This window comes from Vibrio sp. STUT-A16 (assembly GCF_026000495.1).
GTDB lineage: Bacteria > Pseudomonadota > Gammaproteobacteria > Enterobacterales > Vibrionaceae > Vibrio > Vibrio diabolicus.
Window position 1 is genome coordinate 3,063,024 of the sequence record NZ_AP026765.1, and the last position, 14,074, is coordinate 3,077,097.

The window sequence follows — 14,074 nt, forward strand, 5'->3', positions numbered from 1 at the left end:
TTTACTTGGGTCATCACAATGTTACTTAGGTATAAACTGCGAAAGCATCTTTATATACAAGAAATCACATAATGCAAGCTCTATCACAGTGAGGATTTCTGCATTATGTGAATTCGAGGTATGATAGCAACTACGCGGGAACCGAGCATTAAATTCCAATCCATCAAGGACTTCTATGGACGCACTGGCACTGATAATGACAATGGCCGCCTATTTACTGGGTTCGGTTTCCAGTGCGGTTTTGATCTGTCGACTCTTAAAACTGCCAGATCCACGCAGTGTAGGCTCCAACAACCCTGGAGCAACGAACGTATTGCGTATTGGCGGACGAGGAGCCGCTGTTTCAGTCTTGTTGTGCGATATGCTCAAAGGCACCATCCCCGTGTGGGGCGGATACTTTCTTGGTATCGACCCTATCATTCTTGGCGTCATCGCCATTGCTGCCTGTCTTGGCCACATGTACCCCATCTTTTTCCACTTTAAAGGCGGGAAAGGTGTCGCAACCGCGCTTGGCGCTATCGCTCCGATTGGTTTGGACTTAACAGGATTGGTGATGTTAACTTGGCTGTCAGTAGCCGCGCTATTCCGCTATTCATCGTTAGCGGCTCTCGTCACGGTTTTGGTCACTCCGTTTTATACCTGGATGTTTAAACCGCAATACACGTTACCTGTTGCTATGCTGTGTTGCTTAATCGTATTTAAGCATCATCAAAATATTCGTCGGCTTTTGTCTGGCGACGAGCCAAAAATCGGCGAAAAGAAACTGACACAAAAAAACTCGGCTTAATGCCGAGTTTTTGTTTAGAGAACGATGCATTCATTGGTTATGCATGAACTCGATTCAGGAAGTTCAACAACATTTGGTTGACGAACTCAGGTTGCTCTAAACAACTGATGTGTCCAGCTTGAGGAATCTCCACCAACTCACTGCCCGTGATACAGTCTTTCATTAAATACGATTCGAAAACCGGGCGAGGCTTATCTTCACAGCCCACCGCAATTAACGTCGGCAGAGCGAATTTTTCCGAATCTTCAATCACATCACGGCGACCAAACACCATGCGACCAATGCGAGCCACTTCAACCGCACGCTCACCACTCAGGCTTTCTAAACTGCGTTTGAATGCAGCGACCAACTCAGGATTCACCTGCTCAGCGTTATTAGCAAAAAACAATGGCACGACAGCTTCAATAATTGGCGCAGGTACCGCTTGGACTTGGCTGATGGTATCAAGCATTGCAAAGTACTTTTTATACGTAACTTCTGGCTCCCAGCCAATGAAGGTATCCATCAATACCAGTGATTTCACACGTTGCGGTGCTTGAACCGTCAGTTCCGCTCCCCACATGCCGCCAACAGATAAGCCCACCACCGAAAACTCTTCAATATCCAAATGATCCATCAACGCCAACATATGTTGTGCATAATCAACTAATGACTGTGTCGATGCAGGGGCCGCTTCTGACTCACCATGTGCCCACAAATCTGGCACAATACAACGATATGACTGGCTTAAAACTTCAATTTGTGGCGCCCACATTTGGCTATCCCACAAATAACTGTGACCAAACAGTAATACTGGACCATCACCTTTATCAAGGTAAGCAAGTTGCTGACCTTCAATTTCAAACTTATTCATTGTTATATCCATTTCTTATTCTTCCGCATCATCCTATCACTGAAACGATACCGAACTGCTCGCATCAGTCAGAATGTAAACGAAGCTTTTCATTGAATAGCTAAAAATAAAGGCCTCTGATGAACAGAGACCTTTATCGTAGTGAATCTATTTCAAACCTACCGCATAAGTTTGATTAAGCGACTGGCGTCAGTTGGTCAATCGGCCAACGTGGGCGAGCCTCTACCGACATATCGGCCACTTCGCCATTCTTCAAACGCTGCATACCAGCGTAAGCGATCATCGCACCATTATCCGTACAGAACTCAGTTCGTGGGTAGTAAACCTCACCGCCAACTTTCTTCGCTAGCTTCTCTAACTCTGCACGTAAACGACGGTTAGCACTTACACCACCAGCAATAACAATACGTTTCATGCCTGTTTGCTCAAGCGCGCGTTTACATTTAATCGCTAATGTTGCACACACGGCTTCTTCAAATGCCAGAGCGATGTCTGCGCGAGTTTGCTCGTCATCGCCATTCGCAGCAATCGTATTTGCTGTAAAGGTTTTCAGGCCAGAGAAACTCATATCCAAGCCAGGGCGATCAGTCATTGGGCGCGGGAACTTAAAGCGACCCGGCGTGCCTTTTTCTGCCAGTTTAGACAACAGCGGGCCGCCTGGGTAATCCAACCCCATTAGCTTCGCTGTTTTATCAAACGCTTCGCCCGCCGCATCATCAATCGACTCACCCAAAATTTTGTACTCACCGATGCCTCTCACTTCGACCATCATCGAGTGACCACCCGACACCAACACTGCCACAAACGGGAATGGCGGTGGGTTATCTTCCAGCATTGGAGCCAACAGGTGACCTTCCATATGATGAACAGGTACCGCTGGCACTCCCCAAGCATAAGCAATACTGCGACCAATAGTAGCGCCCACTAATAGTGCACCAACGAGACCCGGCCCCGCGGTGTACGCGACACCATCAATGTCTTTCGAAGTTAAATTCGCTTCTTTTAGTGCCTCTTTAATAAGAGGAATGGTTTTCTTTACATGGTCACGTGAAGCCAACTCAGGCACCACACCACCGTAATCTGCGTGCAGTTTTACTTGGCTGTAAAGCTTGTGTGACAGCAGACCTTTTTCATCGTCATAAATCGCGATGCCAGTCTCGTCACAAGAGGTTTCAATACCGATAATGCGCATGGTTTTCTCAGTATGCTTTCTGTATAGAGGAAATTTGGGCGTCATATTACCTCGCCTTGGTGCTGCAAACAAATTTTGTACAGACAATAATCGACAAAAGGCTTTACAAAGTAGTTGTGATCGGATTAAAATTCCGCACCATTTTTGATCAAGCTGGTAAGAGACCAAACAATTGTGATTTGGTCTGTTGAATGCCAGCGTTAACGAATAACCCCTGAGGTGAAAGGCATATGCCAGTAGTTAAAGTACGTGAAAACGAACCGTTCGACGTTGCTCTACGTCGTTTCAAGCGCTCTTGCGAAAAAGCAGGTATCCTTTCTGAAGTGCGTCGTCGTGAGCACTACGAAAAACCAACTACAGTTCGCAAACGCGCTAAAGCAGCAGCTCAAAAGCGTCACGCTAAGAAGCTAGCTCGCGAAAACGCTCGTCGCGTTCGCCTGTACTAATAACTGAGCTCCAAAAGGAATTTAGTTATGGCTCTGATTGATCAACTCAAAGAAGAGCAAAAATTAGCGATGAAAGCCAAGGACAAATTGCGCCTTGGTACTATTCGTTTAGCCCTATCAGCAATCAAGCAACGTGAAGTTGACGAGCAGATCACTCTGAACGATGACGACATTCTTGCAGTATTGACCAAAATGGTTAAACAACGTCGCGACTCTGTAGCGCAGTATGAAGCAGCGGGTCGTCAAGATCTTGCTGATGCGGAACAAGCAGAAATTACCGTTCTTGAGGACTTTATGCCTCAACCACTGACAGACGAAGAAGTAGCGGCTCTTATCGAGAACGCGATTGCTGAATCTGGCGCAGCTGGCATGCAAGACATGGGCAAAGTAATGGGCGTTCTGAAACCGCAAATTCAAGGGCGCGCAGATATGGGTAAAGTAAGCGGTTTAGTTCGCGCTAAACTGGCTTAAGATACCCCACCCAATTGCAGCAAGCCGTGCTATCCTTTGGAGCGCACGGCTTGTTTGTATCTGGATGGATGGAATGAAATCAATGGGCAATACGCTCATTCTTTTAAGGCATTCACTCCACTCATCATCTTCTTTTTTTGTTAGGTTTTATGGCTGGACACATCCCTCGCAGTTTTATCGATGACCTTCTAGCTCGACTTGATATTGTCGATATCATCGACGCACGTGTGAAACTTAAGAAAAAAGGCAAAAACTACGGCGCATGCTGCCCGTTCCACAACGAAAAGACGCCGTCATTCAGCGTCAGTCAAGAAAAGCAGTTCTACCATTGTTTTGGTTGTGGTGCGCACGGAAATGCCATCGACTTCTTGATGGAATTCGACCGGCTAGAATTCGTCGAAGCCATTGAAGAACTCGCTTCATACTTGGGCTTAGATGTTCCTCGCGAACAACGTAGCGGCGGTAATGGTTCGTTCCAGTCAGGCCCACAAGCAAGCAGTAGTGAAAAACGTAATCTATACGACTTAATGGGCAGCATTGCTCAATTTTATCGTAACCAACTCAAGCAGCCAGCAAGTAAAGTGGCGATTGAGTATCTAAAAGATCGCGGCCTGTCTGGTGAAATAGTCCAGAAGTTTGGCATCGGCTATGTGGCTGATGAATGGGACTTAGTTCGTAAGAACTTTGGCCAGAATAAAGAAAACCAAGACATGCTCGTCACAGGCGGCATGTTGATCGAAAACGACAAAGGCAACCGCTACGACCGATTCCGTGGTCGAGTGATGTTTCCTATTCGAGACAGACGCGGCCGAGTAATAGGCTTTGGTGGTCGAGTATTAGGTGATGGGACACCGAAATATCTCAACTCACCCGAAACCCCGATATTTCATAAAGGTAAAGAATTGTATGGCCTTTATGAAGTACTACAAGCGTACCGTGAGCCACCACAAATTTTAGTGGTTGAAGGCTATATGGATGTTGTCGCGCTTGCTCAATATGGCGTAGATTATTCCGTTGCCTCATTGGGTACCTCTACAACGGGCGATCACTTGCAAGTATTATTCAGGCAAACAAGCACTGTCGTATGTTGTTACGACGGTGACCGCGCAGGTCGTGAAGCCGCGTGGCGTGCCATGGAAAATGCATTGCCTTACCTAACTGATGGTCGCCAGTTAAAATTCATGTTTTTGCCGGATGGAGAAGATCCCGACTCTTATATCCGACAAAACGGAAAACAAGCATTTGAACAACAAGTGTCTAATGCGATGCCCTTGTCTGAATTCATGTTCAGCTCATTGACTCAGCAAGTCGATATGAGCACGAAAGAAGGCATGGCAAAACTGAGTACCCTTGCTGTTCCTCTCATCGACAAAGTCCCTGGCGGCACTTTAAGACTATACTTGAGAGAACTGCTTGGCCGCCGTTTGGGTTTGGTTGATGAACGCCAACTACAGCAGCTAATTTCAAAACAAGGTAAAGAGGATAAAAGGCCTCAACCTCATAAAGAAATCAAGCGAACGCCGATGCGAGAAGTGATCGCGTTACTGATTCAAAACCCACAATACGTAAGTATGGTGCCAGATCTAACTAGCGTTAGAGATTTACCCATTCCTGGTCTAAGTTTATTTGTTGATGTACTTGATAAATGCCAAGCGCATCCCCATATCAACACAGGCCAATTATTAGAGCATTGGCGAAACAGCCAAAATGAGACCCTTCTGTCTCGTCTCGCGAGTTGGGACATTCCACTCGATGAGGACAACCAAGAAGAAATATTTTTAGACTCACTGGATAAAATTATTGCCCAGTGCGTAGAAAAACAAATTGAAAACCTGCAGGCCAAAGCAAGAAGTGTCGGTTTATCAGCCGAAGAGAAAAGGGAGCTGCTAGCACTTATGCTAGATTTAAAAGCGTAACCCTGTTTAATTAGTCAGCAACGATTTAATTTGTTATAGTAAGTGGTTTGCATTTCGCATACTGATTCCTTCACCAGATTACGAAGTTGGATACCGTCTATGGATCACAATCCGCAGTCACAGCTAAAGTCACTTGTTATTAAAGGCAAGGAACAAGGCTATCTGACCTACGCCGAAGTAAATGACCACCTACCTGCTGAAATCGTAGATTCAGAACAGGTAGAAGACATCATTCAGATGATCAACGACATGGGCATTAAGGTAGTAGAAACTGCTCCTGATGCTGATGATTTAGCACTGAACGATGACACAAATATTACCGATGAAGATGCAGCCGAAGCTGCAGCCGCTGCACTGTCTAGCGTAGAGAGTGAGATTGGTCGTACAACAGACCCAGTACGTATGTACATGCGTGAGATGGGTACTGTCGAACTTCTAACTCGCGAAGGCGAAATCGACATCGCAAAACGTATTGAAGAAGGTATTAACCAAGTTCAATCGTCTGTTGCTGAATACCCAGGTACGATTCCGTACATTCTTGAGCAATTTGACAAAGTTCAAGCTGAAGAACTACGTCTTACTGACCTTATTTCAGGTTTTGTAGACCCAGATGCTGACGACACCGCTGCACCAACGGCAACACACATCGGTTCTGAACTGACTGAATCTCAGTTAGAAGAAGAAGACGATGAAGACGTTGATGACGACGAAGATAGCGATGACGATTCAGATGATTCTGAAGAAGATGTAGGTATCGATCCAGAGTTAGCGCTAGAGAAATTCAACCAACTACGCAGCACCTATCAAAATCTTCAATTAGCAATCAACGAGTACGGCTATAACAGCCCGAAAGCGACCGTTGCTAATGAAATGATGCTAGACGTATTCCGCGAGTTTCGTCTAACGCCTAAACAGTTTGATCACCTAGTGAATGAGCTGCGTACCGCTATGGATCGCGTTCGTACTCAAGAACGCCTGATCATGAAGTCTGTGGTTGAATACGGCAAAATGCCGAAGAAATCATTCATCGCGCTGTTCACTGGTAATGAATCAAGTGAAGCTTGGTTGGATGAAGTTCTTGCTTCAGACAAGCCATACGCTGAAAAGATCAAACGTAACGAAGAAGAAATCCGTCGCTCAATCGCTAAGCTAAAAATGATTGAAGAAGAGACTTCTCTGAACGTTCAAAACATTAAAGACATCAGCCGTCGTATGTCTATCGGTGAAGCAAAAGCTCGCCGTGCGAAGAAAGAGATGGTTGAAGCGAACTTGCGTCTTGTAATTTCTATCGCGAAGAAATACACCAACCGTGGCCTACAGTTCTTGGATCTTATCCAGGAAGGTAACATCGGTCTGATGAAAGCGGTAGATAAGTTCGAATACCGTCGTGGTTACAAGTTCTCGACTTACGCAACGTGGTGGATCCGTCAGGCAATCACTCGTTCAATCGCGGACCAAGCACGTACGATTCGTATCCCGGTACACATGATCGAAACGATCAACAAGCTCAACCGTATCTCTCGTCAAATGCTGCAAGAGATGGGTCGTGAGCCACTACCGGAAGAACTGGCTGAGCGCATGCAGATGCCAGAAGACAAGATTCGCAAAGTTCTGAAAATCGCTAAAGAGCCTATCTCAATGGAGACACCAATCGGTGACGACGAAGATTCGCATCTAGGTGATTTTATCGAAGATACAACGCTAGAACTGCCGCTAGATTCTGCAACTGCAACTAGCCTTAAAGTGGCGACAAAAGACGTGCTTGCAGGTCTAACGCCACGTGAAGCGAAAGTACTTCGCATGCGCTTTGGTATCGACATGAACACTGACCATACTCTAGAAGAAGTTGGTAAGCAGTTCGACGTTACTCGTGAACGTATCCGTCAGATCGAAGCAAAAGCACTACGTAAACTTCGTCACCCAAGCCGCTCAGAGACTCTGCGCAGCTTCCTAGACGAATAATCGCAGCGCATACAAGCTTTTAGAAATCAAAAAAGGTGACTTTAGGTCACCTTTTTTATTATCTACTGTGCTAAGTGGATAAAAACTAAGCGCAATTGCCCTAGTTGGTATCTAGACACCTTGCAACGCTTCCCCTATAATCGTTGTCCTATTAAGGCCCCTTAGCTCAGTGGTTAGAGCAGTCGACTCATAATCGATTGGTCCGCAGTTCAAGTCTGCGAGGGGCCACCAAATGTCGAAAGGCGTAGCAGGTTAGTACCTGCTACGCCTTTTTTGTGTCTGCTGACTTTGGGTACAGTTGTGGGTGTAGTAATTCGTTGCTCATCTCATCAACAACTTCAAACTTATCATCTTCCTCGATTCTACCCTCTCTTTCTTTTCGCTTATTACCAATCTTTCTATATAGTCGTAGAAACAAAATGTCTGCTCGCTATTTAAACCATTGACCCTTTTTCGACTTCTGATAGGATGGACATGTAAACGTATGGACGTCTAAAACAAAAATGGAGTTACAATGAAAAGTATTCGTCACCTAAAGAAACTAGCTTTGGTTCTCACGGCAGTAGTTGGCTTAAGTGCTTGTGGAGAAAAAGATGGCTCTATCATAAAAGTGGGAGCAACCGTAGGGCCTCATGCTCAAGTAGTTGAAGCAGTAGCGAAGGAAGCAGCGAAGCAAGGCTTGAATGTAGAAGTCATCGAGTTTTCTGATTACGTGACACCCAATGCCGCGCTTAGTGATGGTAGCATCGACATTAACAGCTATCAGCACCAACCATTTTTAGACAACTTCAACAATAGTCATGACGCCCAATTAGTGTCGATTGGTCAATCCATTCTGATGCGCATGGGGCTTTATTCTAACAAGTATCGCTCATTACAAGAGCTTCCAAACAATGCACGCATAGCAATTCCAAACGATCCAACTAATGGTGGTCGTGGTCTATTGCTACTCGCCGATGCAGGTTTAATTGAGCTTAAACAAGGTTTTGGCCACAAAGCCGCCCTAACTGATATTACAAAAAATGCAAAGTCGTTTGAATTTGTCGAGGTAGATGCCGCCCAGTTACCACGAACATTGGATGATGTAGACGCGGCTGCGATCACAATGAACTACGTAATGTCTTCTGGTTTAGACCCGAAGAAACAAAGTATCTATCTTGAAGCAAAAGACGCACCGCTGGCCGTCATGGTCATCGCTACTCGTGACGCAGACAAAAATAATGAAGCGTATAAAAAATTCGTTTCTATTTACCAATCTCAAGCAATTCGTGATTATCTCGATCGTACGTTCAAAGGCACAATAGAAGCAGCTTTTTAATCAATAAAGCAACGAATACTTTGCCCACGAATCAGATAGAAAAGAGGCTAATGTTTTCTCATAGCCTCTTCTTTTCATTACTCACTAAATCGACTCATTGTCGACTTTCAGCCTCTAACTTCATTGCCAAATAAGCTTGGTCAGCAGAAACCAATTCAGGACGGTTAATCAACTTCCAGAGGAAATATGGTGGAATTAAAAATACGATGAAGTAGAGAGATTCATGGAAGAAAACATCGGCTATCGTTTGCTGATGCTCCCAAAGTGCCGTCAGTGCAAAGAGCTCTAACATCACGCCTAATACGCCAAAGACGACAGAGACAACAATCGCTAAACCCAGTAGTTCTCTAATAAAGTGCTTGTATGCCATGATACTAATTCCTTCTAGCAATAAGTCATACTAACTTACGCTCATAAGAAAGAAGCCAGCTTGACTATTATCAAACTCCCCTCATCACAGTTAAGCACTTAGTTTTATAAAAAAGGACTTGTATATAACACCATTGAAGATTGACCTCTCTATCACAATACAATGACATCATTTCTCGACTTTGAGACTAGCCTTTTACATTTATCAGCAGTGTAAACAAGAGGTCATAATGAAAAAATATACTTATCCTTTACTTGCTATCTCAGGTGGTCTTTTATTGACGGGCTGTGGTAGCGACGACTCTTCATCCGATACAGAAGCAGCCACTTTTTCTCTCAGCGTTTCCGATGCGCCTGTCGACGATGCCAACAAAGTCGTCTTAGCGTTTAAAGATGTTGTCCTTGTACCATTTGACCCAGAAACTGGAGAACAAACTGGAGAACATATTCTGTTAGATGTTAGTGACAATGGAGCACTACACCAAGTTGATCTAATGGAATATCAGGGAAGTAACGCTAAAACGATCATTAGCGAGCAAGACATCGCTCCTGGTGATTATGCTATGTGTGTGTACGCTAAAGACGGCAAACAATTAAACGATACAACGCTGTCATACGTAGAGAAGACAGACGGCAACATCAAAGGCTTAGTTGTGCCTAGCCGAGGCAGCTGTTTTGGTTTTAAACCAGATACGAGCGATCAAGGTCGCTTGAAGTTTTCGCAAAAAGGTCAGTATGTAAAAGTTCATACTGGTCATAATAGCTATGTTGTCGAGTTTGATTTGCGTAAAGGTCTGGCAGATCCAACGGGCAAAGATTACATGAACATGAACTCTAATGCGGTAAGCTTAGTAAACGCATCAGAATCAGGTCATATCGGTGGTGAAGTCAGCGAAATTCAGTATCAAGCGTGTGAAGCAGACAGTGCAGCATCAAATGCAATAAATGACGTTCCTGCCGTTCACTCAGTCTATCTTTACGCAGGTTCGATGGATCGCTCAACCATGGGCGATATGGGCGCGATGGAACCACTCCAAGCGCCAGTTGCAGTAGCTAACGTGAATGAATCGCAAGACGAAGAAGGTAATACAACCTACAGCTACGAGTTTGGTTACATCGGCCCAGGCACCTACAGTATTGGGTACACCTGTACCGCGTATGTTGATACACCAGATAACCATGAAACATCAGAAGATGGCTTCCTGATTTATCAACATTACACACCTGTTGATGTGGTCGAAGGTGAGCATACAGAGCAAGATATTAATCCTATCCTATAGCTCTCATCTTATCGAAAGCCGCTCACACGATGAGCGGCTTTTTGACTATTATTTTAATCCGATAAGTAATACTGAACGGTTGAGACCACTCGTACTTTCTTAATGTAAGGCGTGTTGCTATCTCGGTCATAAATCGAGAACTGCCCTTGCGTGGCACGTTTGATCTTACCCAGTGAACTCTGTGAGTCTTTCGCAAACTTTTGCGCCACTTCGCGGGCGTTTTTCGTCGCCTCTTCGATCATGTCTGGCTTTACATCATTCAGCTTAGTAAAGCTGTACTCAATGCGGTTCGCGTACGGGTCCTGATTCAGCAGTACGCCTTGTTTTCCTAGCTCACCAATCTCATTAATTGCCGCTCGAACCACATCGACACTTTGACTATAAACCGTAACGGTCCGCGAGGCTAAATAACGAAACTCGATATCTTGCTCACTCCCGTATTGCTGTGCTTTTCGGTCAATGACAGCAGGAGAAGAAAGGGAAACGCTCGTTTCAGGGAGCCCTTTGGCACTTAAGAAATCCAGAATCAAACGCGTTTGCTGATCGATGTCATCAAACATAGCCCCCATATCATTACTCGCTAAGGTGAACTGAATTGGCCAGATCACTGTATCGGCAGAGTACTCTCGTTCAGACAATCCCTTCACCGTTACCACTCGCTCATAGGCTTTGTATTTGACTGCTGTTTGCTGAATAAAAAAGCCCAATACTCCTAAACCAATTATCAGACACAGCCCGAGCCATATTGACGCTCTATTGGAAATCTTCTCCATTCATCCTCCTAATTTCGCCAAAAGTAACAATTCGTCGTATCGATAACATAGCTCAACTACGGCCAGAAAATGGCGACCTAAAGCCAAGTTTTTGTCATATCGTTCGAAATGGTAAATAGAATAAATTACAATTAAACAGTGTTTTATTGTGATATTTAAGATTATGTTGAAAATAAAATGGCTGGTAGTTCTGAGCGGATTATTTGTCTCAACGGCTTGTTTGAGTACTGACGACTTAGTAATGGATGACAACTCAACACAAGAACCCCAAGCGGGTATGTGCGATGAAGATCAATGCGAAGGGAAACGCTTTGATGATCGCATTCTGCTAGACAATGAGCCGACCAAACAGGTTTTGAGCTCACTAGAAAGTCTCGGTGAAACGCTCAACTCTCTGAGTATCCTGATGTTTGCTGGCGACAAAACGTAACGCTAAAGCTGTCCTATCCTCTTCGCCTTTGGTCAACAAAGCTTCACCAGTTTGTCACCAAAGGCTCATGGATTTGCCTCTGAACTGTCATCTGTAATTTCTACTATCCGATCAGCCACTTGTACGCTGAGGTAAATATGGATAGTTCGACCCCTTTTCGTCTCCCTCGTAAAACGCCGTTTGGCATTGGTGAAAACGTTGCAGAATGGGCTACGGGTTTAAGTCAGCTCGATAAATTCTACGCCCAACGCCCCGTGAATGCGGATACCAAAACTTTCTTGCGATTTACGCTGGATATTTTGGGGATCGACTATCGCATTACCCATGGTTCGCTCGACGCAGTGCCAAAGCAAGGCGCAACCGTCATTGTGGCGAATCACCCTCTCGGTTGTGTTGAAGGCGTGATTCTCGCCGAGCTACTATTGATGATACGAGACGATATCCAAATTTTAGCGAATCAGTACCTAAAAACCGTACCAGAGCTCGACCAACTTTTTATTGGTGTCGACGTATTCGAAGGCAAAGACGCCGTCAAATCGAATATGAAGGCCCTCAGAGCAGCCAACAAACACCTTGCGAATGGCGGCTTGTTATTGGTTTTCCCTGCGGGTGAAGTGTCGCAGTTAGTGGATGCCAAACAACAGCGTTTAGAAGACAAAGAATGGAGCCGCTGTGTCAGTGCGTTAATTCGTAAGAACAAAGCCGCCACTGTTCCCGTCTTCATTCGTGGGCAGAACTCAAAACGCTTCTACATGGCAGGTAAAATCCACCCTCTTTTACGCACCTTGATGTTGGGAAGAGAGCTGCTCAACAAGAGCGCAAAAACCATTGAGTTGTCCTTTGGGCAAGCAATCAAGTTTAAAGAACTCAATAACCTCAACGATGATCAGATCGTCAATTATCTGAGGCTTAACACCTACCTGCTTAACCGCGATGTAAGTGCCACTCAGCAAACGGTCTCAGACAATGATCTCTTACCTATTGCAGCAGGGTTACCCATAGGCCAATTGCTTGAAGAGCTGCACAGCTTACCGGCAGAAACTCAATTGCTTCAAAATGGCGAGTTCGACGTATATTGCGCCAGCGCGCAGCAGATCCCATCTCTCCTACATGAAATTGGCCGCTTGCGAGAACATAATTTCCGTCAAGTTGGCGAAGGGACCGGGCAAGCGATAGACATCGATCATTTCGATCATGATTACCTGCACCTATTTGTGTGGGATCGTGAGAACCAATGCATGGTAGGTGCTTACCGTCTTGGATTAGTTGATCAATTATTGGCGAAATATGGCGTAGAAGGATTGTATTCGCGCACATTGTTCAACTATGACCAAGGCTTTCTCGATCAAATGGGTAAGTCGATTGAAATGGGTCGTTCTGTGATTGCCGAGCAATATCAAAAAAGCATGAGTGCCCTACTCTTACTCTGGAAAGGCATAGCGACTTTTGTCCATCAACATCCCGAATACACGCACTTATTTGGCCCAGTGAGCATCAGCAACGATTACAGCCATACCGCGCGTCAGTTGCTGGCACAATCGATGACCCTACACCACTACGACAACGACTGCGCCGAATACGTCACTCCGTCAAATCCACTGCCAGAAACCAACTTAAACTGGAATACCAGCATGCTAACCGCATTGGGAGATTTACAGTTGCTATCTCGCGTGATCGCTCGGATTGACGAAGGCAAAGGCGTTCCGGTATTGCTGCGCCAATATTTGAGTTTGAATGGTAAGTTGGTGTGTTTTAACGTCGATCCGGCGTTTAACAACGCACTGGATGGATTGATTATGGTGGATTTACGCGATGTGCCTGAGAAAACGCTTGCACGTTACATGGGCAGTGGAAACGCGCGCGAGTATTTAGCTCTAAACCATTAACCGTCGTCGGAGGTATCGCGCTGCTCAAAATCGCTCTAAACAACACAACGCGAGCAGCGTGATGCGTTATTTACCCATAAGACATTAAAAACAAATTGTTTAGTTAAACTCATCGCAAAAAGGCCTGTCATCTCAAGCTTTAATCCACAAAACGCCAACATCGCACAAACGTTCACGTTATAAACTTTCACAAAACCTCAAAATGGTCATAGATCACATTTTCAATCAAACCTGACGTCAAACAAAATGTGACATTGATCACCTCGAGTATTTAATTTGAATTGAAAAAGAAATTAAAGGTGATCTTAATCACAATGAATTTTGATTTTATATTTGTCAGAAGATCGAATTGATCACTAATATTTTTATTGACAGATTTGAAAGTCATTTT

At 44.9% G+C, this 14,074-nt stretch carries 13 protein-coding genes and 1 tRNA gene; 10 read left to right on the forward strand and 4 right to left on the reverse strand.

The features are described 5' to 3' along the window. Positions 1 to 175 precede the first annotated feature (175 nt). Positions 176 to 787 (forward strand): glycerol-3-phosphate 1-O-acyltransferase PlsY, encoded by a 612-nt coding sequence (gene plsY / locus OO778_RS14475; RefSeq protein ID WP_005379857.1) that lies wholly within the window; start codon positions 176 to 178, stop codon positions 785 to 787. A gap of 37 nt (positions 788 to 824) precedes the next feature. Here the strand turns inward: plsY and OO778_RS14480 are convergent, their stop codons facing one another. Both OO778_RS14480 and tsaD read right to left on the reverse strand, forming a co-directional pair. Beyond that, entirely contained in the window at positions 825 to 1,640 is an 816-nt protein-coding gene (locus OO778_RS14480; RefSeq protein ID WP_264910153.1) for an alpha/beta hydrolase, read from the reverse strand. Positions 1,641 to 1,815: 175 nt separating this feature from the next. Then, entirely contained in the window at positions 1,816 to 2,832 is a 1,017-nt protein-coding gene (tsaD, locus tag OO778_RS14485; protein ID WP_046874179.1) for a tRNA (adenosine(37)-N6)-threonylcarbamoyltransferase complex transferase subunit TsaD, read from the reverse strand. Between the two features lie 230 nt (positions 2,833 to 3,062). Between tsaD and rpsU the strand changes: the two genes are divergently transcribed. The 6 genes from rpsU (at position 3,063) to OO778_RS14515 (ending at position 8,945) form a co-directional block, all read left to right on the forward strand. Then, the gene (gene rpsU / locus OO778_RS14490; RefSeq protein ID WP_001145625.1) at positions 3,063 to 3,278 is read left to right on the forward strand and encodes a 30S ribosomal protein S21; all 216 of its coding nucleotides are present in this window, start codon (positions 3,063 to 3,065) and stop codon (positions 3,276 to 3,278) included. 27 nt (positions 3,279 to 3,305) lie between these two features. Further along, a complete protein-coding gene (locus tag OO778_RS14495; RefSeq protein ID WP_005395984.1) occupies positions 3,306 to 3,749 on the forward strand; it encodes a GatB/YqeY domain-containing protein in 444 nt (147 codons plus the stop codon). A 149-nt stretch (positions 3,750 to 3,898) separates the two neighbouring features. After that, positions 3,899 to 5,665, forward strand: coding sequence for a DNA primase (gene dnaG / locus OO778_RS14500; RefSeq protein ID WP_005379719.1), 1,767 nt, complete (start codon positions 3,899 to 3,901; stop codon positions 5,663 to 5,665). A 99-nt stretch (positions 5,666 to 5,764) separates the two neighbouring features. Then, the gene (rpoD, locus tag OO778_RS14505) at positions 5,765 to 7,627 is read left to right on the forward strand and encodes an RNA polymerase sigma factor RpoD (RefSeq protein WP_005395986.1); all 1,863 of its coding nucleotides are present in this window, start codon (positions 5,765 to 5,767) and stop codon (positions 7,625 to 7,627) included. 155 nt (positions 7,628 to 7,782) lie between these two features. Further along, a tRNA-Ile gene (locus OO778_RS14510) sits at positions 7,783 to 7,858 on the forward strand. Between the two features lie 283 nt (positions 7,859 to 8,141). Next, complete coding sequence (locus OO778_RS14515; protein ID WP_074192022.1) at positions 8,142 to 8,945, forward strand: MetQ/NlpA family ABC transporter substrate-binding protein; 804 nt, start codon at positions 8,142 to 8,144, stop codon at positions 8,943 to 8,945. 94 nt (positions 8,946 to 9,039) lie between these two features. Here OO778_RS14515 and OO778_RS14520 read toward each other — a convergent pair whose 3' ends face one another. After that, positions 9,040 to 9,315, reverse strand: a complete 276-nt coding sequence (locus tag OO778_RS14520; protein WP_005383040.1) for a hypothetical protein — start codon at positions 9,313 to 9,315, stop codon at positions 9,040 to 9,042. 229 nt (positions 9,316 to 9,544) lie between these two features. On the opposite strand from OO778_RS14520, the gene OO778_RS14525 reads away from it, so the two are divergent. After that, a complete protein-coding gene (locus OO778_RS14525) occupies positions 9,545 to 10,594 on the forward strand; it encodes a DUF4382 domain-containing protein (RefSeq protein ID WP_065644976.1) in 1,050 nt (349 codons plus the stop codon). A gap of 53 nt (positions 10,595 to 10,647) precedes the next feature. On the opposite strand, the gene OO778_RS14530 is transcribed toward OO778_RS14525, so the two are convergent. Further along, a complete protein-coding gene (locus OO778_RS14530) occupies positions 10,648 to 11,367 on the reverse strand; it encodes an SIMPL domain-containing protein (RefSeq protein ID WP_006742751.1) in 720 nt (239 codons plus the stop codon). 163 nt (positions 11,368 to 11,530) lie between these two features. On the opposite strand from OO778_RS14530, the gene OO778_RS14535 reads away from it, so the two are divergent. After that, positions 11,531 to 11,797, forward strand: coding sequence for a hypothetical protein (locus OO778_RS14535; protein ID WP_264910159.1), 267 nt, complete (start codon positions 11,531 to 11,533; stop codon positions 11,795 to 11,797). A gap of 137 nt (positions 11,798 to 11,934) precedes the next feature. Then, a complete protein-coding gene (locus OO778_RS14540; RefSeq protein WP_264910160.1) occupies positions 11,935 to 13,683 on the forward strand; it encodes a lysophospholipid acyltransferase family protein in 1,749 nt (582 codons plus the stop codon). Positions 13,684 to 14,074 lie beyond the last annotated feature (391 nt).

Excerpts from the sequence above, each read along its gene's own strand:
- plsY (WP_005379857.1), top strand. The coding sequence starts at position 176 with ATGGACGCACTGGCACTGATAATGACAATGGCCGCCTATTTACTGGGT.
- OO778_RS14480 (WP_264910153.1), bottom strand. The coding sequence starts at position 1,640 with ATGAATAAGTTTGAAATTGAAGGTCAGCAACTTGCTTACCTTGATAAA.
- tsaD (WP_046874179.1), bottom strand. The coding sequence starts at position 2,832 with ATGCGCATTATCGGTATTGAAACCTCTTGTGACGAGACTGGCATCGCG.
- rpsU (WP_001145625.1), top strand. The coding sequence starts at position 3,063 with ATGCCAGTAGTTAAAGTACGTGAAAACGAACCGTTCGACGTTGCTCTA.
- OO778_RS14495 (WP_005395984.1), top strand. The coding sequence starts at position 3,306 with ATGGCTCTGATTGATCAACTCAAAGAAGAGCAAAAATTAGCGATGAAA.
- dnaG (WP_005379719.1), top strand. The coding sequence starts at position 3,899 with ATGGCTGGACACATCCCTCGCAGTTTTATCGATGACCTTCTAGCTCGA.
- rpoD (WP_005395986.1), top strand. The coding sequence starts at position 5,765 with ATGGATCACAATCCGCAGTCACAGCTAAAGTCACTTGTTATTAAAGGC.
- OO778_RS14515 (WP_074192022.1), top strand. The coding sequence starts at position 8,142 with ATGAAAAGTATTCGTCACCTAAAGAAACTAGCTTTGGTTCTCACGGCA.
- OO778_RS14520 (WP_005383040.1), bottom strand. The coding sequence starts at position 9,315 with ATGGCATACAAGCACTTTATTAGAGAACTACTGGGTTTAGCGATTGTT.
- OO778_RS14525 (WP_065644976.1), top strand. The coding sequence starts at position 9,545 with ATGAAAAAATATACTTATCCTTTACTTGCTATCTCAGGTGGTCTTTTA.
- OO778_RS14530 (WP_006742751.1), bottom strand. The coding sequence starts at position 11,367 with ATGGAGAAGATTTCCAATAGAGCGTCAATATGGCTCGGGCTGTGTCTG.
- OO778_RS14535 (WP_264910159.1), top strand. The coding sequence starts at position 11,531 with ATGTTGAAAATAAAATGGCTGGTAGTTCTGAGCGGATTATTTGTCTCA.
- OO778_RS14540 (WP_264910160.1), top strand. The coding sequence starts at position 11,935 with ATGGATAGTTCGACCCCTTTTCGTCTCCCTCGTAAAACGCCGTTTGGC.